The 17850-nt window shown below is 45.7% G+C and carries 17 protein-coding genes; 15 read left to right on the top strand and 2 right to left on the bottom strand.

Annotated elements, in window-relative coordinates:
- Nucleotides 1-72 precede the first annotated feature (72 nt).
- The 5 genes from yycF to NST94_RS29415 are packed head-to-tail and all read left to right on the top strand — an operon-like array spanning nt 73 to nt 5522.
- Nucleotides 73-804 carry a response regulator YycF gene (gene yycF / locus NST94_RS29435; RefSeq protein WP_076124308.1) on the top strand — a complete coding sequence of 244 codons (732 nt, stop codon included), beginning with the start codon at nt 73-75 and terminating at the stop codon, nt 802-804.
- On the top strand, nt 804-2633 hold the full coding sequence (gene walK, locus NST94_RS29430; protein WP_280753235.1) for a cell wall metabolism sensor histidine kinase WalK: 1830 nt from the start codon (nt 804-806) through the stop codon (nt 2631-2633). The genes yycF and walK overlap by 1 nt, the downstream gene beginning before the upstream one ends.
- A complete protein-coding gene (yycH, locus tag NST94_RS29425; protein WP_076124306.1) occupies nt 2630-3922 on the top strand; it encodes a two-component system activity regulator YycH in 1293 nt (430 codons plus the stop codon). The genes walK and yycH overlap by 4 nt, the downstream gene beginning before the upstream one ends.
- Before the next feature lie 38 nt (nt 3923-3960).
- Nucleotides 3961-4701 carry a two-component system regulatory protein YycI gene (gene yycI, locus NST94_RS29420; protein ID WP_036677823.1) on the top strand — a complete coding sequence of 247 codons (741 nt, stop codon included), beginning with the start codon at nt 3961-3963 and terminating at the stop codon, nt 4699-4701.
- 14 nt (nt 4702-4715) lie between these two features.
- Nucleotides 4716-5522 (top strand): MBL fold metallo-hydrolase, encoded by an 807-nt coding sequence (locus NST94_RS29415; protein ID WP_036677825.1) that lies wholly within the window; start codon nt 4716-4718, stop codon nt 5520-5522.
- Here the strand turns inward: NST94_RS29415 and NST94_RS29410 are convergent.
- Entirely contained in the window at nt 5491-5697 is a 207-nt protein-coding gene (locus NST94_RS29410; protein ID WP_036677826.1) for a hypothetical protein, read from the bottom strand. The genes NST94_RS29415 and NST94_RS29410 overlap by 32 nt on opposite strands.
- A gap of 388 nt (nt 5698-6085) precedes the next feature.
- Here NST94_RS29410 and NST94_RS29405 point away from each other — a divergent pair, with 388 nt between their 5' ends.
- The 8 genes from NST94_RS29405 (at nt 6086) to NST94_RS29370 (ending at nt 14815) form a co-directional block, all read left to right on the top strand.
- The gene (locus NST94_RS29405) at nt 6086-7333 is read left to right on the top strand and encodes a trypsin-like peptidase domain-containing protein (RefSeq protein ID WP_076124305.1); all 1248 of its coding nucleotides are present in this window, start codon (nt 6086-6088) and stop codon (nt 7331-7333) included.
- A 419-nt stretch (nt 7334-7752) separates the two neighbouring features.
- Nucleotides 7753-7953: a cold-shock protein gene (locus tag NST94_RS29400; protein WP_019914582.1), complete on the top strand. Its 201-nt coding sequence runs from the start codon at nt 7753-7755 to the stop codon at nt 7951-7953.
- Nucleotides 7954-8045: 92 nt separating this feature from the next.
- Nucleotides 8046-8273, top strand: a complete 228-nt coding sequence (locus NST94_RS29395) for a cold-shock protein (protein ID WP_036677829.1) — start codon at nt 8046-8048, stop codon at nt 8271-8273.
- A gap of 222 nt (nt 8274-8495) precedes the next feature.
- Nucleotides 8496-9899, top strand: a complete 1404-nt coding sequence (locus NST94_RS29390) for a cytochrome ubiquinol oxidase subunit I (RefSeq protein ID WP_076181720.1) — start codon at nt 8496-8498, stop codon at nt 9897-9899.
- Nucleotides 9886-10902, top strand: a complete 1017-nt coding sequence (gene cydB, locus NST94_RS29385; protein ID WP_076124301.1) for a cytochrome d ubiquinol oxidase subunit II — start codon at nt 9886-9888, stop codon at nt 10900-10902. The genes NST94_RS29390 and cydB overlap by 14 nt, the downstream gene beginning before the upstream one ends.
- Nucleotides 10902-12668: a thiol reductant ABC exporter subunit CydD gene (gene cydD, locus NST94_RS29380; protein WP_339281534.1), complete on the top strand. Its 1767-nt coding sequence runs from the start codon at nt 10902-10904 to the stop codon at nt 12666-12668. The genes cydB and cydD overlap by 1 nt, the downstream gene beginning before the upstream one ends.
- A complete protein-coding gene (gene cydC, locus NST94_RS29375; protein ID WP_339281533.1) occupies nt 12665-14416 on the top strand; it encodes a thiol reductant ABC exporter subunit CydC in 1752 nt (583 codons plus the stop codon). The genes cydD and cydC overlap by 4 nt, the downstream gene beginning before the upstream one ends.
- Nucleotides 14417-14647: 231 nt before the next feature.
- Nucleotides 14648-14815, top strand: coding sequence for a CxxH/CxxC protein (locus NST94_RS29370; RefSeq protein WP_063829780.1), 168 nt, complete (start codon nt 14648-14650; stop codon nt 14813-14815).
- 98 nt (nt 14816-14913) lie between these two features.
- Here NST94_RS29370 and NST94_RS29365 read toward each other — a convergent pair whose 3' ends face one another.
- On the bottom strand, nt 14914-16326 hold the full coding sequence (locus NST94_RS29365; RefSeq protein ID WP_339281532.1) for an MFS transporter: 1413 nt from the start codon (nt 16324-16326) through the stop codon (nt 14914-14916).
- Between the two features lie 142 nt (nt 16327-16468).
- On the opposite strand from NST94_RS29365, the gene NST94_RS29360 reads away from it, so the two are divergent.
- A complete protein-coding gene (locus NST94_RS29360) occupies nt 16469-16819 on the top strand; it encodes a helix-turn-helix transcriptional regulator (protein WP_076181727.1) in 351 nt (116 codons plus the stop codon).
- Between the two features lie 257 nt (nt 16820-17076).
- Nucleotides 17077-17556, top strand: coding sequence for a 23S rRNA (pseudouridine(1915)-N(3))-methyltransferase RlmH (gene rlmH / locus NST94_RS29355; RefSeq protein ID WP_036677839.1), 480 nt, complete (start codon nt 17077-17079; stop codon nt 17554-17556).
- The last annotated feature ends 294 nt before the right edge of the window (nt 17557-17850 follow it).

Raw genomic sequence — 17850 nt, 5'->3', positions numbered from 1 at the left:
TGTGACGGTTAGACAGGTATGTTAAAATAAAGGAATGATCATTAAGTAAGGATAGGAAGGTGAAGCTGGGACATGCAGATGGGAACGATTCTGGTAGTAGATGATGAACAGCCTATTGCTGATATATTGAAATTTAATTTAGAAAAAGAAGGCTACGAGGTTATTTGTGCTTTTGATGGTAACAGCGCAGTGGAGCTGGCATTGTCCAAAAGGCCCGATCTTATGCTGCTTGATCTTATGCTGCCCGGCAAAGATGGCATGGACGTCTGCCGCGAGGTGCGTTCTGCGCACTTGGACATTCCTATCATTATGCTTACAGCCAAGGACGGAGAGATTGATAAGGTACTTGGCCTGGAGCTTGGTGCTGATGACTATGTGACCAAACCTTTTAGTACACGTGAATTGCTGGCCCGAGTTAAAGCCCAGATGCGGAGACAGCATAAACCGTCACCACAGGGGATGGCGAGTGAACCAGCAGAGAATAAGCAGGGCATTTATCATTTTGATCTGTTTATAGATACAGATATGTATATGGTCTATAAGGGCGGGGAGCCGCTTGACTTGACCCATCGTGAATATGAGCTGCTCTACTATATGATCAAACATGCCGGTAAGGTGATGACTCGGGAGCATTTGCTGCAGGCAGTGTGGGGATTTGAGTATTTCGGTGATGTGCGGACCGTTGACGTGACGATCCGTCGTCTAAGAGAGAAAATTGAGGAGAACCCCAGCAAGCCCGAATATATTTATACTCGGCGTGGACTTGGCTATTTGATGCATAGCCCTAAAAATGGAGGACTGTGATGAAGTGGCGGTCCTTTATCCGGACAATTCAGGCAAAACTTATTATTATTTACGTGTTGCTGATTCTGATAGCTATGCAGTTGATCGGGGTTTATTTTGTCAGCTCGATGAAGAACTCGTTAACAGATAATTTCACCAAGGACCTTAAAGCACGTGCTGAGATGTTGTCTATCCTGACTGCTGATAAATTTGGTAGTGAGGCTGGAACGGCAGATGAGGAAACCGCTGTGGAAAGTCTGCGCGGGATGGTCAATAATCTGTACATTAACGGGGCTGAGATTCAGGTACTGGATGCCAGCGGCAAAATCATCACCACTTCCGTTCCTTCGCAGAATGACTATGTCGGGCAGCGTAACACCCAGACAGTTGTGAATCGGGCTTTGCAGGGCATCAGTGATAACGAGGAATATATTATTGCTGATGATAATGTGCGGAAAAAGGTTGTGGCTAAGCCTGTGCTCTCGGGTGACAAGGTGGTGGGCGCAATCTATATTGCTGCTGACATGAAGGATCTATACGCCACGATGGGCCGGATCAATAGTGTATTTATCTCAGGTTTGCTGTTAGCTCTAGCGTTAACGGTTGTTTTATGCGTCATTCTGGCGCACACTATCACGCAGCCTATTAAGGAAATGACGAGGCATGCTACGGCGGTCGCTGAAGGCCGATTCAATCGTAAAATGCCCATATTGGGCAATGATGAAATTGGACAACTCAGTCAGGCATTCAATTATATGACCGGTAGATTGCGGGAAGCACTCTCGCAGAATGAAGAGGAGAAGGAGAAGCTTACCTCTATTCTGACGAACATGAGTGATGGTGTTGTGGCTACAGATGAGAACGGAGTAGTGATTCTGATGAATCGGCGGGCAGCGTTGATGCTCGGAAATGAAGGTCCGTTGCCGGAAGGCGCTCCTCTAGATAAACTGTTGGGCTTAGATTACGAACAAAGCGGATCTCTGGCTAAAGGCAATGCCCAATCTGCAATGCTTCATCTGACCCATATGGGTGGAGAAGATTCTAATATCGTAAGAGTGACGTTTACTCCGATTCATCGTCGTGAGGGTGGCATTGCCGGCACAATTGCTGTGTTGCAGGATGTCACCGAACAGGAGAATCTGGAGGAATCACGCCGGGAGTTCGTGGCGAACGTTTCGCATGAGCTAAGAACACCACTTACCACTATTAAAAGCTATGTTGAAGCACTGGATGATGGAGCACTTGAAGATCCGCAGCTGGCGGTTCGGTTTGTTGGGGTGATTCGCAACGAAACGGAACGGATGATTCGTCTGGTTACGGATTTGCTGCATCTTTCCCGTCTGGATTCCAAGGAAGCTCTTCTTCGAATTCAGCAGACAGATATTACCGAGATGCTGGAGGATGTTGCGGATCGTTTTTCTTTTCAAATTCGGCAAAAGCGTATCGATATCAGTACAAGGGTCCGCAAAGATGTTACTACGGCGTGGCTTGATCGTGATCAAATCGACCAGGTCTTGGGGAATTTGGTCTCCAATGCGCTAAAATATACGCCAGAAGGCGGTACAATTGAATTGGAAGCGTTGAAGAATGAGGATGGAATGCTCTCCATTTCTGTACGTGATTCGGGGATAGGGATTCCCAAAAAAGATATCGAGCGGATCTTCGAACGATTTTATCGCGTGGATAAGGCACGTTCGCGGAACATGGGAGGCACTGGACTTGGCCTTTCCATTGCCCGGGAAATTGTGAAGGCACATGGAGGCTCCATTTCCCTGCAATCCGAGCTAAATGAAGGTTCAAAGGTAACCTTTACCCTGCCTTTGAACGAGCAAAGGGGGAGTGAGGCGTGAAGGAACGAATCAAATCATGCATTCTAGCCTTGCTCGTGCTCGGAAGCCTGGTTGAAAGCTATTATTTGATCTACCGCTTGCCTGGTGCTGATTCTGCGGTGCTTTCTGAGAACCTGTATGTGAAGACAGATAATATGGGTCCGGAAGAGAAGGTAGAGAACCTGTTATACCCTGACAAAATGATCATCCATATGGGGGAAGGCAAGCATACGCTTTTTTATCCGGACTCTACGTTCTATAGCTTGATCATGAATCGCTTAAAAGGTCGTGGTTTCGAAAGCTTCCAACGGCACTCGGTACAGGATTATGATTGGGATAAGATTCGCAATGAGAATCCTGGGATTGAGCTTTCGTTCGGAGCGGGCATTCCGGTAACGTTATTGCAGCGGGTGATGCAGTTATCGCCAGATTCCCTTTTTGAAGGAGAAAGCATCGATCGCATTTGGATCTATAACATTAAGAACGATTCCAAGGCCCATGCTATTTTCTTCAGTACGAGAGGCGACATCATATACGAAGCGGCAAAAGCGGATTTAACGGTTCAGGATGTGCAGCAGCATGTCGATTTTGGTAAGAATTGGACGCCTTACAAGACCGTAAGCGGGGATTATTATGTGCCAGACAGTAAGATTTCTCTGGTTCAGGTAGACATGCCTTCCGGGATGTACACCATAGAGCAAATGCAGAGTAATCTTTTCTTCGATGTTGGAAGTACTAGATATATCCGGGAGAAAAACGGCTCGGAGATTTATACGGACAGCAAACGAAGCCTTCAGGTGGACCAGGGTAAGAACTGGATGAGCTATAGCGACCCTGCGGCGCTTCCAGCTGGAGAAAGTACCCCTGCCAAGGATGCTTTGGAAGCTGTAGAATTTGTGAACCAGCATGGCGGATGGAATGGGACTTACCGTTTGGAGGCTACAGAGGAAGGGAGACAGGAGAGAAAGGTCTCTTTTCAACAATATTATGGCTCCTATCCGTACGGCTCCTATCCGATAATGAGCCATTCATCATTACAGTATGGTGTAATAAATCTGGAACTGCAGCAGGGAACAGTATCCTCTTATGAACGTTCTCTAATCTATATAGATGAAAGTAAGGCCGTAAAAAAGGTAGTGGAGCTATCTGGAGGTGCGGATCTGGAGTATAGGTTGTCTCTGGTCAGTAAAACTTCGGCAGTGAAGGATTTAACGCCTGCTTATGTGCCTGAGGTGAAGGAAGATCATCTGGAGCTGATACCTGTCTGGAAAGTTACACTTAGTGATGGCAGCGTGCTTACTTTGAATTAATGGGCAAGTGGTTCATATAACATTTAGGAGGTTCGGGTATGGATTGGGGAAGAGCTAAAAATGTACTGATTTGCGCCTTTTTAGGTCTGAATCTGCTGCTATGTTACCAGCTGTGGGTCGATTTACGCGATCAGGTTAGTGCTAATCTTGATTTTACTTCCCTGTCTGCTGAGACCCAAGCCGTAATGGAGCAGAAAGGGATTCGTGTATTGTGTCCCATTCCGGCTTCTACCCCGCAGCTTCCTAACATTACTTATCGTTATTCTGCTGAAGAACAGACTGAACCACCAATTAAATTAGATGTACCTATAGACAGCAAGCTGATCTATTCTTCCTTCTCAGAGCTTAGCAAGGCGCTTGAGGATAAGATTCCTGACATTTCCAATTATCGCTTTGATTCACAGGAAAGTGAGGTTGGGAAGTTCGTTCTTCATCCGCTGGTTCAAAATCAGTGGTCGTTGTTCCGTGTTAGGCTAGAGTTGATTAACAGTGATCAAAAAATCGTAGCTTACCGCTGGCCGAAGATTGAAATAGGGACAAGCAGCAGCGATAAAGAACAGAAGGTGCTTCCAGCATCGCAAGCACTTAGTAGTTTGATAGAGAAGTATTTCCCGGCAGATTCCGTAGTGAAGGAGATTGAGCTGGGATATTACGGTGAGCTGTTCAACTCGGAAAGTCAGGTAGCTTCGCCGATGTGGCGGTTTATGCTGGAGAACGGCAATGCCTATTATGTGGATGCTATTAGTGCGGACATCATCAGTCCTAAGACAACAGAGTAGAAGGAGTAAGGAAAATGGGGATTTCATTTACAGTACTGTCCAGTGGTTCTACCGGCAATGTAACGGTGGTACGAAACGGGGAGACAACACTTATGATTGACGCAGGTTTTAGTGCCAAGCGGATCGATGAGCTGTTGGCCATGCGTGAACTAACGGGTAATGATATAGACGGGATTCTAGTTACACACGAACATTCCGATCATATCAAGGGACTCGGGGCCATGGCCCGTAAATACGATCTTCCGATTTATGCGAACACCAATACCTGGGGAGCTATCGAGAAGGGAATTGGTAAAATACCGGAGTATAACCGTATGATCATGGAGTCTGGCCAGCACAAGGATTTCGGCAGTATGCGAGTAGAATCCTTTGCGATTTCTCATGATGCAGCGGAGCCAGTGGGTTACAATTTTTATGATGGAAAAGAGAAGTTATGTGTAGCTACAGACCTGGGCTATGTTAGTGATAAGGTAAGAGATGCAATTTCAGATGCAGATGTATTGGTGCTGGAGGCGAATCATGATATCGAATTGCTGAGAATGGGACGTTATCCGTGGAATACGAAACGGCGCATCCTAGGCGACATGGGTCACCTTTCCAATGAGGCAGCTGGAGCTGCGCTTAGCGAAATTCTTACAGGGCGGACTAAACGGACCTATTTGGCGCATTTAAGCCGGGATCACAATATGATGGATTTGGCAAAAATGTCAGTACGCGGCGCAATGGAGGATCGGGGCTGTTTTTTCAAAGATAGTGAGTTCAGACTGTGTGATACGTATTATGATCAACCTACGCCATGGGATAAGCTGAGCCAGTCATAAGCTGATCAAGTTCAGCGGTCTTGCGATCTAATTCTTGACGGGAGATTAGGCCTTTTTCAATCATCAATTCGATCATTGCGCTAAAGGCAAGGGTCATGTGGTAGTGTTCATCCTTTAAGTCACCAAGCTTACCGATAAACTCGACTAAATCCATACTTGTTGAAAAAGAACTCATAATTAATCCTCCTTTAATAGTGTGAATATATAGTGTAATTAGAACTGAAAACTGTAAAAAATTCGCAGGTGTTTTAGCTGAGGAAAATCCCGAATTGCAGGTTGCCTGTGATACAATTAAAAGCGTGATGAGCAAAGCTAAAATTTTAGGGACACTTCTATTTTATTGTAGTCTTTTAAGTTGCAAAATATTCCTAATAGAGAAGATATATTAAAAGATTATCATAATCTAACGATTGATCGAAACTCTTGTGGGGTTAATGGATAAAGTGAAACTTTTTAGTGATATTTGGAGTCTAATGGTTACAGAGGTTTGGTTCGGACGTGGTTGCTATAGGTTCAGGTCTTACCAACAGTGAACGCTTGGCAATAGAAGGGGGAGATTTTCGGTGGGATTGTTTGATGATGATTTCTATTCAACTAAAGTTTCGCGGTCCAGAGGGGATGAAGCATCAAAGGGATCGTTTGCTAATCGTAGACATTCTGTACGCAGATCGCGTAAGGGTTTATCTACTTGGCAAATATCCGCCGTTTGCTCCTTAGTCAGCGCTGTGGTGGCAGTTTTGTTATTCAGTATGTTTACAGGCCAGATGAGTCATGAGACTGCTCAGAAGCCGGTTGTAGCAACTGGAAATGTTGCCCCAAGCAGTAGTGATCCATTTGACCGGATTATTCAAGCTGCTGCCACGGTTCGCCCTGCAGTAGTAAGTATTATCAATCATAAAGAAGATAATGAAGAATTAAACATTCTGGATGAGTCTGCACTAGGCTCAGGAGTGATCTATAAAAAGACAGGGAATAAAGCATTTATCATTACCAATAATCATGTCATTGAAGACTCCGGTAATCTCGAAGTAGTTACAGTGAACGGAGAGACTCGTAAGGCAACACTCGTTGGAACGGATAAAGTAAGCGACATTGCGGTACTCTCTATTGATGCCAAAGGAATCGATACCATCGCGCAGCTCGGTGATTCCTCTAAGCTTCGTCTAGGTGAAACGGTCATTGCTATCGGTAATCCGCTAGGACTTGGTGATACATTGACCTCGGGGATTGTTAGCTATACTGAACGGATGGTTCCCGTATCCCTTAATCAGGATGGAGTATATGACTGGGAACAAGAAGTGATACAGACCGATGCGGCGATTAATGAAGGAAACAGTGGCGGCGCATTAGTGGATCTGGATGGCAAGGTCATTGGAATTAACACAATGAAGATTTCAGATACGGGTGTAGAGGGTCTGGGTTTTGCAATTCCTGCGAATCATGTGATAGATATCGCTAATGAGCTGGCTGAAAAAGGACATATTGCCCGTTCGTACTTGGGTGTATATTCAGTTGATTTGAACAATCCGTACGTTCCACTAGCAGAAGATCAACGCAATGAATTGAACCTGCCGAACAGTGTTAAGGATGGAGTAGTTGTTCTAGAAGCCGTTGGCCCTGCGAAGGAAGCTGGACTGCAATTCAATGATGTCATTACCAAATTTAATGATCAATCAATCATATCTACCCTTTCTCTTCGCAAGTACTTATATAATCATACGAAGATCGGTGATGATCTGAAAATTACTTACTATCGAAACGGCGAGGCCAAACAGGCAACAGTTAAACTTCTTGAAAAACCACAGGAATAATATGCTGGAAGTCGGTATATAATGATATAGCAGTTACGACAAGTAGAGCGGACTACCCCTTCGATTCCGAGGGGGTACCTTCTTGAAAAAGCGGATAAAAGTAACGTTTTTGGAAAAGCTATTTTTCTAAAACCATGATAATTATGCCAGAAAAAGGATCTATTTAGGGAATAAACACTAAGTGGCAGCCCTTACATTGGAAGGTAATACTTATTAGGGCAAAACCGGATATATTCGGATGCTTGCTTGCCTTTGCTAATCAGGTGTGGTAATATGATATCAATCATACATTTAGTCCCTAATTCTCGCATTGAAAAGGGCTGTCATATTTGGTAATACAACCTTTTTCAATGTGTGAATTTTTTCTTTGTTTGAAGATAAAAAGAACATATTAATTTAAATTTGTGGAGGTAACACACATGCAAACAGGTACAGTTAAATGGTTCAACGCAGAAAAAGGATTCGGATTTATCGAAGTTGAAGGCGGAAGCGACGTATTCGTTCACTTCAGCGCAATCACTGGCGACGGCTTCAAAACTTTGGACGAAGGCCAACGCGTTGAATTCAACGTTGTTCAAGGCAACCGTGGACCACAAGCCGAAAACGTTGTAAAACTGTAATAATAGAAGAAACCGTCCCAGCTTGTGAAAGTTGGGACGGTCTTTTTATATCTAGTTACTCACTATTGACTTACAGGATGGGAGGAACGGCAATGAACTACCGGAAGAAACCTTTGGAAGAAATACCGGAAGAAAATACCGCAATTTGGGCATGTACCAATGAGGGATGCAACGGATGGATGAGGGATAATTTCGCATTTGAACATGCGCCTTCTTGCCGTCTATGTGACTCTCCAATGGTTCGCAGCACGAAGATGCTACCCCAATTGCTTAATTCGAATGGCGATCTCAAATCGCTGAAGAAGGGTATTTCCATCTAACCAATACCTAAATGAGTCAAGCATTTAATAGAACGACGAACCACTCAAGACGGGTAAACCGTCTTATTTTTTTTGCTTTCTTTATGCTAAATTGTGATCTTTGTCACAAATCATTTGAATTTCACCGTTAAATGACTATCTTTATGTGACATTTATCACAAAAAGAAGTTTAAATTTTTGACAGAATATAATTAACGAAAAGGGGAGAAGGAAGGGACAAATATGGATACAGTAATGCTGTCGCGTATACAATTTGCGTCGACGACAATATTCCACTATTTCTTTGTACCGGTATCAATCGGACTAGCGCTCTTGATTGCAATCATGGAGACAATGTACGTTAGAAAAGGTAATGAAGAGTACAAAAAAATGGCGCAGTTCTGGGGAAAGCTTTTCCTCATCAATTTTGCAGTAGGGGTAGTTACAGGAATCTTGCAGGAATTTCAGTTCGGGATGAACTGGTCCGATTATTCACGATTTGTGGGTGATGTATTCGGGGCTCCACTTGCAGTTGAGGCATTGGCAGCCTTTTTCCTGGAGTCTACTTTTATTGGGATATGGATATTCGGCTGGGATAAGGTGTCCAAGCGAGTACATTTACTGTCCATCTGGCTGGTAGCATTCGGTACGATGTTATCTGCATTCTGGATTCTAGCGGCTAACTCTTTTATGCAGCATCCTGTGGGTTTTGAGATAAATAATGGACGTGCAGAAATGAATGATTTCTTCGCGCTTATTACGAACGGACAATTGCTGGTTGAATTCCCACACACCGTACTGGCTGCTTATGCAACAGGTGCTTTTCTTGTAACTGGTATTAGTGCTTATAAAATATTGAAGAAACAAGAGGTTTCTTTCTTTAAGAAGTCTTTTCAGATTGCAGCCATCGTAGGGATTATTTCTTCTATTGGTGTAGCTGTTGCTGGTCACGCCCAAGCGCAATATTTGGTTGAAACTCAACCAATGAAAATGGCAGCTTCCGAAGGACTGTGGGGTAAGAGTGGTGACCCGGCACCTTGGACCGTATGGGCAAACATTGATCCAAAGAATCAAATCAGTAGTGGAGAATTTCAAATTCCTTATATGCTGAGTTTCCTTTCATATAGTAAATTTTCCGGTGAAGTTAAAGGTATGCTTGAGCTGCAAGCGGAGTATGAGCAAACCTATGGCCCCGGTGACTATATTCCACCTGTACGTACGACATTCTGGAGTTTCCGGATCATGGTTCTAGCAGGAACGTTAATGATTGTATTGGGAATGTACGCTATGTACTTAATGTGGCGCAAAAAAATGGACCGTCCGAACACTTGGTTTATGCGGTTTATGTTATGGGGCTTGTTGCTTCCTCCGATTGCGAATACAGCCGGTTGGGTTATGACCGAATTCGGGCGTCAGCCCTGGACGGTATTCGGACTGATGACAACGGAAGACAGTGTGTCGCCTAATATTACAAGTGGTCAAGTTCTGTTCTCCGTGATTTCTTTTACAACGATTTATTTAATTCTAGGATTAGTGTTGGTCGGATTGTTTATTAAAGTGATTAAAAAAGGTCCTTATGCAATGGATAACGATCACGGCGATTCGAATGATCCATATAACGAGGAGGGTTCCCATGATATCTCTTAATGAATTGTGGTTTGTGCTGATTGCAGTTCTGTTTATAGGGTTCTTCTTCCTGGAGGGTTTCGATTTCGGCGTAGGGATGGAAACACAAATTCTCGCTAAAAATGATACAGAGCGCCGTGTTCTGATTAACTCGATCGGACCCTTCTGGGATGGGAATGAGGTATGGCTTATCACAGCTGCGGGTGCAATGTTTGCGGCTTTCCCCGAGTGGTATGCAACGCTGTTTAGTGGATTCTATATTCCTTTTGTATTTGCCTTATTAGCTCTGATAGCGCGTGGTGTCGCTTTTGAATTCAGAGGTAAACGTGATTCATTGGCTTGGAAAAGAACTTGGGATGCCTGTATTTTTATCGGCAGCTTCCTTCCACCATTCCTCTTGGCTGTAGTGTTTGCAAGCTTTATCAAAGGGTTGCCTATTGATGGGGAGATGCAAATGTATGCAGGGTTCACAGATATCGTGAATGTGTACACTGTAGTAGCAGGGCTTACTGTTGTCCTTCTGTGCCTGGTGCATGGTCTTATGTTCACAACGCTACGTACAGTGGGTGATCTACAGGCTCGCGCTCGCAAGTTGGCTCAAAAATTGCTAATCCCACTCGCAGCTTTATTTACTGCTTTTGTGATTATGACTTATAATATGACGGATATTTTCGAGCAACGTGGAACGATTCTTATGATTATTGTAGCCCTGGGAGTTATCGCCTTTGTACTGTCCGGTTACTTCATGACGAAGAAGAAGGATGGCTACGCTTTTGGAATGACAGGAGCAGTAATGGCGCTTTCGGTAACTTCTATCTTTGTAGGATTGTTCCCGCGTGTTATGATTAGTTCAATTGATCAAGCTTTTAATTTGACGATCACTAATGCGGCTTCGGGCCATTACTCTTTGAAGGTAATGACGATTGTGGCACTGACTATCCTTCCGTTCGTATTGGGATATCAAATTTGGAGTTACTTTGTCTTTCATAAACGGGTTCACGAGAAGGAGCATCTTGAATACTAATGGATAAAAACTTGCTTGGGTATAAAGGAGTTAAGCCAGTCTTTCTGATTGTAGGCTTCCTTACCCTGGTGCAAAGCTTGTCCATACTTCTGCTGGCTAAATCGCTGGCAGAAGTCATCTCTGCGCTATTTGCGGGAGAACCTCTGAAGGAACAATGGGGCACTGCGCTATTGTTCCTTCTTGCATTTCTTGTGCGCCATGCTTGTGCTATGCTGATGAGCCGTGTCTCTTACCGCTTCGCGGAAGCAACGGGCAGCACTATGCGGAGGGAAATGATGGACAAGCTCTTCCAGCTTGGCCCTAGAATGGTGGGCGGGCGTGGAACCGGGGATCTTGTTACACTGGTGCTGGAAGGCGTAACTAAATTCCGCACGTATCTGGAAGCGATCATTCCTAGAATGGTAGGGATGTCTGTTACACCGATCTTGGTGCTTATTTACGTCTTTACGATGGACACTACGAGCGGGATTATTCTTACGGTAACTATGCCGATTATTATTGTTTTTATGATTTTGATTGGGATGACGGCCCGTAAGCAAATGGATCGGCAATTGAAATCGTATCGTACATTATCTAATCATTTCGTAGACTCATTACGTGGGCTAGAAACATTAAAATTTCTAGGACGCAGTCGTAGTCATAGCGACAGCATTGCTACTGTCAGCGATCGTTATCGCTCGGCGACCATGCGTACGCTGCGAGTGGCCTTTTTGTCATCGTTCGCTCTGGATTTCTTCACTATGCTGTCTGTAGCTTCTGTAGCAGTAAGTCTTGGTTTGCGGCTTGTAAATGAACAAATGACATTGGTTACGGGCTTAACGATTCTAATCTTGGCTCCGGAATATTTCCTGCCTGTCAGATTGGTAGGTTCAGATTTCCATGCTACTTTGGATGGGAAAGAAGCCGCTGAAGCAATGAAGAGCATTATAGATCAAGATGAGGTGAAGGCTGAAGTAATCGTCCCTAACGGTGATCTATCTGTCGGTTCTGCAGCAAAAACATCGGAACAAATATTCACTTGGCATGAGAATAGCATGCTCACATTAAATGACGTTAGCGTGAAGTATGAGGAAGCAGGGCTTTCTTCGCTGGAAGCGCTGAACCTGCAATTTAAAGGAGCTAGCAAAATTGGGATTATCGGAGAGAGCGGGGCCGGTAAATCTACTTTAGTGGATATATTAGGGGGCTTCTTACACCCTACTTCAGGAAGTATCACGGTTAACGGTACTACGGTTAGTGCATTAACGGATGAGGCTTGGCGAAAACAGACCTCGTATATCCCGCAGCGTCCGTATATTTTTAGCGGCACGTTAGCTGATAATATACGTTTTTATTACCCTGAGGCTTCTATGGAGGCTGTTGCCGCGGCAGTGAAAGCTACGGGTTTATCGGGTTTGGTGGATACTCTTCCGCATGGCTTAGATGAGATGATTGGTGGCGGCGGCCGTTCGTTCAGCGGTGGCCAGGAGCAACGGGTGGCATTAGCCCGGGCACTGCTTAGCAGCCGTCCGATTATGCTTCTAGACGAGCCAACGGCGCATCTGGATATTGAAACGGAATATGAGCTGAAGGAGACGATGGTGCCCCTTTTTGAAGGAAAGCTGGTCTTTCTGGCTACCCATCGCCTGCACTGGATGCTCGATATGGACATTATTGTAGTAATGAAGCAAGGCCAAGTGGCAGAAATCGGTACCCATCAGGAGTTACTTGCCCGCAAGGGTGCGTATTATGAGTTGATTGGGTCGCAATTGGAGGGAATCCATTGAAACGTGAAGGATGGTTTGCTCCCTATGTATCGTCGTATTTTTGGCGTTTTGTGCTAATTATTGTGCTTGGGGCGTTGACGATTTTTACTGCCTCTTCATTGATGTATACTTCAGGATTTCTGATCTCAAAAGCGTCTACACCGGTCGAAAATATCCTGATGATCTACGTGCCGATTGTTGGTGTACGTACGTTCGGAACAAGCCGGGCAGTCATTCACTACGTGGAACGGCTGATTGGGCATGACACCATTTTACGGATTCTTTCTAAAATGCGTGTGCGCCTGTACAATATTTTGGAGCCACAGGCCTTGTTCCTGTCGTCGCGTTTCCGTACTGGGGATATTCTCGGGATGTTAGCTGATGACATCGAATATTTGCAAAATGTATATCTGAGAACCGTATTTCCAAGTGTTATTGCTTTATTGATCTACGGGGTTGCAGTGATTGCGTTGGGCACCTTTGATATCGGTTTTGCGTTATTAATGGCTTTGTATATTTTGGTGCTGGTCGTGGTATTGCCGCTTATATCTTTGTTGTTCACCCAGAAACGTCAACGTGAAGTGAAGGTAGAGCGTAATCGCCTCTATCAAAAGCTGACGGACGCCGTTCTTGGTATGGGCGATTGGGTCATTAGTGGACGGCAAAGCCAGTTCGTGGAGACCTACGAAGCAGATGAGAAAAAAGTGGCCAAAACTGATGCAGCGCTGCGCAGCTGGGCGCGTCTACGTGCGTTCATCGGGCAAGCAATCGTTGGGGTTGGTGTACTTTCGATGTTATATTGGGCCGCCGGAGAGTATGCGGATGGTGCTATTGCAGGTACTTTGATTGCGGCGTTTGTCTTGGTTGTTTTTCCTGTAGCAGATGCTTTTTTGCCAGTATCCGAAGCAGTGGAGAAAATCCCGCAGTACCGTAACTCGCTGGAGCGGTTGTCTGGAGTGGTCGGAGAAGAGCAGAATATAGTTTCCGAACAGGCATCTGTAGTCGATGTTCTACCTCAGGCCATAAAAAGTGCTCATATCAAGCTCGAAAATGTGGGTTACCGCTATGGATCAGAGGATAATTGGTCGGTTCGTGATCTCAGCCTCGACATCCCACAAGGTAAAAAAATTGCCATCATTGGCCGTAGCGGGGCAGGGAAATCGACGTTGTTAAAGGCTATTCAAGGGGTTATCCAACCTTCTGCAGGTTCGGCTATGATTAATGGAATCGCGGCTGCTGCCTATGGCGATAATATTCCTTCTATTATAGCGGTGCTAAATCAAAGCCCACACTTATTTGATACTACGGTAGCGAACAATATTCGTATGGGTGATCCGAAGGCTTCCGAACAAGCGATTAAAGAAGCTGGCGCATTAGCCAAAATGGATACGCTGATCTCCTCGTTACCAGATGGATACAGTACCTTTGTCCGTGAAGCGGGGCAACGTTTCTCCGGTGGAGAGCGTCAGCGGATAGCGTTAGCTCGTATTTTGCTGCAAAATACACCTGTCGTCATTCTTGACGAACCGACCGTAGGGTTGGACCCAAGCACGGAGCGTGATCTTTTGCAGACGATGTTTGAAGCTATGGACGGTAAATCTCTAATCTGGGTAACGCATCATTTGGTTGGTGCGGAGCAGATGGATGAAGTGATTTTTATGGAAAATGGCTCGGTAGAAATGCGTGGAACCCATGCAGAGCTGATGGAAAAAGAACCACGTTACCGCAGATTGTATGAGCTGGATCGTCCAGTGGAGTTTCTAGGGTAGGATGGAGAGTTTGCAGATAACATTTATAGAAATTAGAGAGATATTAGTGAAAAGATTCCTTTTGCCCGTTTGGGGTGGGAGGAATCTTTTTTTTCGGTAGGGCAAGAATATAGACAATGGATGAACAGATTGCTGGAATGGATAGATAGGAGTTCCATTTTCGTGGGAAGTATGGTAGAACAATAGAAGGAGTATTAGGCCGCAGCGGCACAGAAAGGGATGCTTGGTTGAATGTATGTAGTATGTAAAGAACATGTAGAGTTAGCCATCGACAAATTTGTGGACGAGTATGAGGATGCACCTGATATTGTGGACTTGAAGGAGACCGAGTTCTCGGACTGGGACCCGCCGGCCAAATGTGCGGAATGTGAGAAGAATGCGGAATATTTAGTGGTCTAAAGGACTGTTAAAATTTATTAAAAACACCTTGCAGTCCCGGAAATGGGCCGCAGGGTGTTTTTTTGCATGAAATAATATATGTGTTAGCCGATTAGGTCTTATGCATCTGCTGCATCTACTATGTCGGTCAGCGAGCTACTTCGGTTGCCTCGGCGGTAGAGAATAGCTGAGATGATGGCGATCAATGCTGCAATAGAGAGTCCCCAGTAGATATTGGAGTAGGCTGCAGAAAGCGGCAGTCCGCGCTGCCATTCCAGTGCGCTTGCGGCCATAGCTACGCTGAAGGCGCCGCTGAAGAATTGCAACAGTTGGAACAGCCCCATCCCAGAGCCGATTTGCGAGGAAGGCAGAATCCGAGAGATTTCATTGGATACACTACTGGACAGTGTCGTGAAGGCCAGACTCATAATCATATAGATGAACATGACGGCAATCCATGACCGCCCAGCAAAGAAAGCGAATAGGATGGTAGCGGTCAATACGAGCAATGGTGCAAAACGTAAAATCCCCGCATTGCCATAACGGTCAATGATTCGCCCCACGGAGCGGGAGACAAAGATGGCGAGCAGCGAACCCGGAAAGATCACAAGCCCGGCATGGCTTGCGCTGAAGCCGAAACGGTGAGTCAGAATCTGCGGCAGCAGGAATAACGTGGCAAAGCTGCACAGGTAGGAGGCAACTCCGATCAGAGCCAACACGAGGTATGAGCGGTTACGGAAAAGCTCAGGCATCACGAATGGATCAGGTGTGCTGCGGATACGGCCAACAAATAAAGCAATGGCGACAATTCCGGCGATCAAGGCAATCCACAGCCCGCTGGTCAGGAACAGCAGCAGCCCGGTCGTGCCGACGCCCAAGAACAGCCCGCCAAGCACATCAAAGGAGCCACGGGTGGGTACTTCTTTGGGCAGCAGAATAAGGAACAGCGGCACTAGAAGCAGAATAGCTGCCGTTACAGAGAATAACCAAATCCAACCGAGATATTCGACGATGGCTCCGCCCGCGACCGGCCCAAGCCCTAGACCCAGCGAGACGGCTGACATAATTGTCGCCATTGCTTTGCCGCGGCGGGCTTGCGGGATATAGCGGGTAAACAGGACAAGAGATAAGGACATTACTGCGCCCGCGCCCGAGGCCTGGAGAATGCGAACGATAAGCAGGAAGATAAAGTTGGTGCTGAAAAAGCCGGCAACAGCCGCGAGGCCCAGCGTCAACAAGCCTATAACCAACAGACGGCGAATCGGCAGAAAATCAGAAAGCCGGCTGTACGTGATTGAGGTAATCGAGAACATAATGGAATACCCGGTGACAATCCAAGAAGCGGACGCAGCCGTAATCCCAAAGGCTTCGGTCACATCAGGCAGCGCCAGATTGAACATAGCCGTATTCATGATGACGAGAACCACAGCGACACTGAACAGCAGGGTCAGCAGGCCTTCTCGTGGAAGAGGCGCTTCCGGAACGGAGGCTTCATGATCCGCATTCGCGGAGAGGTTATTTACAGAAGTCATGTGCGAAGCACTCCTTTTATTATTGTTTAATAGTTCGATTACTTACGAACAATTGAAATATAGCATGCGTTGATATAAAATGCAATTAGGAACACCAATATTTTTTTCGCATTCATCGTACGACAAAAGGGGATAATCATCCGTGAAAATACTATTTCATCCGGACCGCAAGGACATTCAGCTTGCCTCCGTATTGTATGCACTCAGCGATCCGATTCGCTTACATATCGTATCGGATATTCACTTAAATGGAGAACAGGCTTGCAACTGCTTCAACGTCCCGATCGCAAAATCCACTATGTCTCACCATGCCCGTACTCTGCGCGAGTCAGGGGTTGTTTTTACACGAGTTCAAGGAACACAGCGTATGTTGTCCCTGCGGACAGAGGATCTTAATGCACGTTTCCCAGGCTTGCTGGACTCTATATTGAGTGCTTATGAAGCTGGGGAGAAACCGGATTTTGTGATGGAGGAGCAGGGGGAGAGTAAGTAGAAGTAGATTGAACCTGCTGAGGACGGGGAATACATGAAATTCTAGATTCAGGCAATCTAGGAATACTGGGGATCAGGAGATCCAGAGATTGTATGAAAAATAGGACATTTAGAGAATGCGTAAGAGTAGGCCGTTTTAATTGTCGTTTCTTTTCCACCGAATATGTGATAGAACAGAAGGTACTTACTAAAACTACAAGGGACGCCCAGTGCGCGTCCTTTTGCTATTTCTATAGAGGATTATGACAGGAGGCACTTATGCTTATTCAAATTATTGGCGTAGGAAAATTGAAGGAAAAGTACTTGATCGATGGCATCGCGGAGTATGCAAAACGGCTGACACCATACCTGAAGTTTCAGGTCATTGAGGTGGCAGATGAAAAAGCACCGGATTCTCTAAGCGAAGCAGAGGTGGTGCAGGTGAAGGGACGCGAGGGCGAACGCATCCTCGCGCAGATTAAGAGCGAGGCGCATGTCATTGCGCTCGCGATCGACGGCAAGCTGTGGAGCTCGGAAGAGCTTGCCGCAGAAATTGACCGGCTCGGCACCTACGGGACGAGCCATGTCGTGTTCGTCATCGGAGGGAGCCACGGGCTCTCCGACGAGGTCATGCGCCGCGCGCAGCAGCGCATGAGCTTCGGGCGCATGACGCTGCCACATCAGCTCATGCGCCTGGTGCTGGTGGAGCAGGTGTATCGCGCGGTGAAGATCAATCGGGGGGAACCGTATCACAAATAGTGGTAAAGCGGAGAACAGAACTCAATATTAGTTTAAATGACTTGAACTGCACAGCATAACGGTTGAAAGCCAATACAATTGAAATAACAAAAATGTAAAAAGAGCCTCCACTTCGATTTTAGTGGAGGCTCTTTTAAGGCTGCTAATCAATGCGCCAGATGCTCGCTCATACTTATGTAAAATTAAATGTTTGCTACTTGGCAATGATAGGCACCCATAATTCCTGCTCAATTTTGGCTCCAGGAGCCAAATAATTCTCTATACATGAGGAGTGAAGAGTTTATGGTTACCTCA

It is taken from the genome of Paenibacillus sp. FSL H8-0282 (assembly GCF_037963825.1).
In the GTDB taxonomy this organism is placed as follows: domain Bacteria; phylum Bacillota; class Bacilli; order Paenibacillales; family Paenibacillaceae; genus Paenibacillus_AQ; species Paenibacillus_AQ odorifer.
The sequence above is the reverse complement of the archived record's forward strand: the minus strand, read 5'-3'. Positions and strand labels throughout refer to the sequence as shown.

Bases quoted from the DNA above. Each gene is read 5' to 3' on its own strand.
- yycF (WP_076124308.1), top strand. From the start codon at position 73: ATGCAGATGGGAACGATTCTGGTAGTAGATGATGAACAGCCTATTGCT.
- walK (WP_280753235.1), top strand. From the start codon at position 804: ATGAAGTGGCGGTCCTTTATCCGGACAATTCAGGCAAAACTTATTATT.
- yycI (WP_036677823.1), top strand. From the start codon at position 3,961: ATGGATTGGGGAAGAGCTAAAAATGTACTGATTTGCGCCTTTTTAGGT.
- NST94_RS29415 (WP_036677825.1), top strand. From the start codon at position 4,716: ATGGGGATTTCATTTACAGTACTGTCCAGTGGTTCTACCGGCAATGTA.
- NST94_RS29410 (WP_036677826.1), bottom strand. From the start codon at position 5,697: ATGAGTTCTTTTTCAACAAGTATGGATTTAGTCGAGTTTATCGGTAAG.
- NST94_RS29400 (WP_019914582.1), top strand. From the start codon at position 7,753: ATGCAAACAGGTACAGTTAAATGGTTCAACGCAGAAAAAGGATTCGGA.
- NST94_RS29395 (WP_036677829.1), top strand. From the start codon at position 8,046: ATGAACTACCGGAAGAAACCTTTGGAAGAAATACCGGAAGAAAATACC.
- NST94_RS29390 (WP_076181720.1), top strand. From the start codon at position 8,496: ATGGATACAGTAATGCTGTCGCGTATACAATTTGCGTCGACGACAATA.
- cydB (WP_076124301.1), top strand. From the start codon at position 9,886: ATGATATCTCTTAATGAATTGTGGTTTGTGCTGATTGCAGTTCTGTTT.
- cydD (WP_339281534.1), top strand. From the start codon at position 10,902: ATGGATAAAAACTTGCTTGGGTATAAAGGAGTTAAGCCAGTCTTTCTG.
- NST94_RS29370 (WP_063829780.1), top strand. From the start codon at position 14,648: ATGTATGTAGTATGTAAAGAACATGTAGAGTTAGCCATCGACAAATTT.
- NST94_RS29365 (WP_339281532.1), bottom strand. From the start codon at position 16,326: ATGACTTCTGTAAATAACCTCTCCGCGAATGCGGATCATGAAGCCTCC.
- rlmH (WP_036677839.1), top strand. From the start codon at position 17,077: ATGCTTATTCAAATTATTGGCGTAGGAAAATTGAAGGAAAAGTACTTG.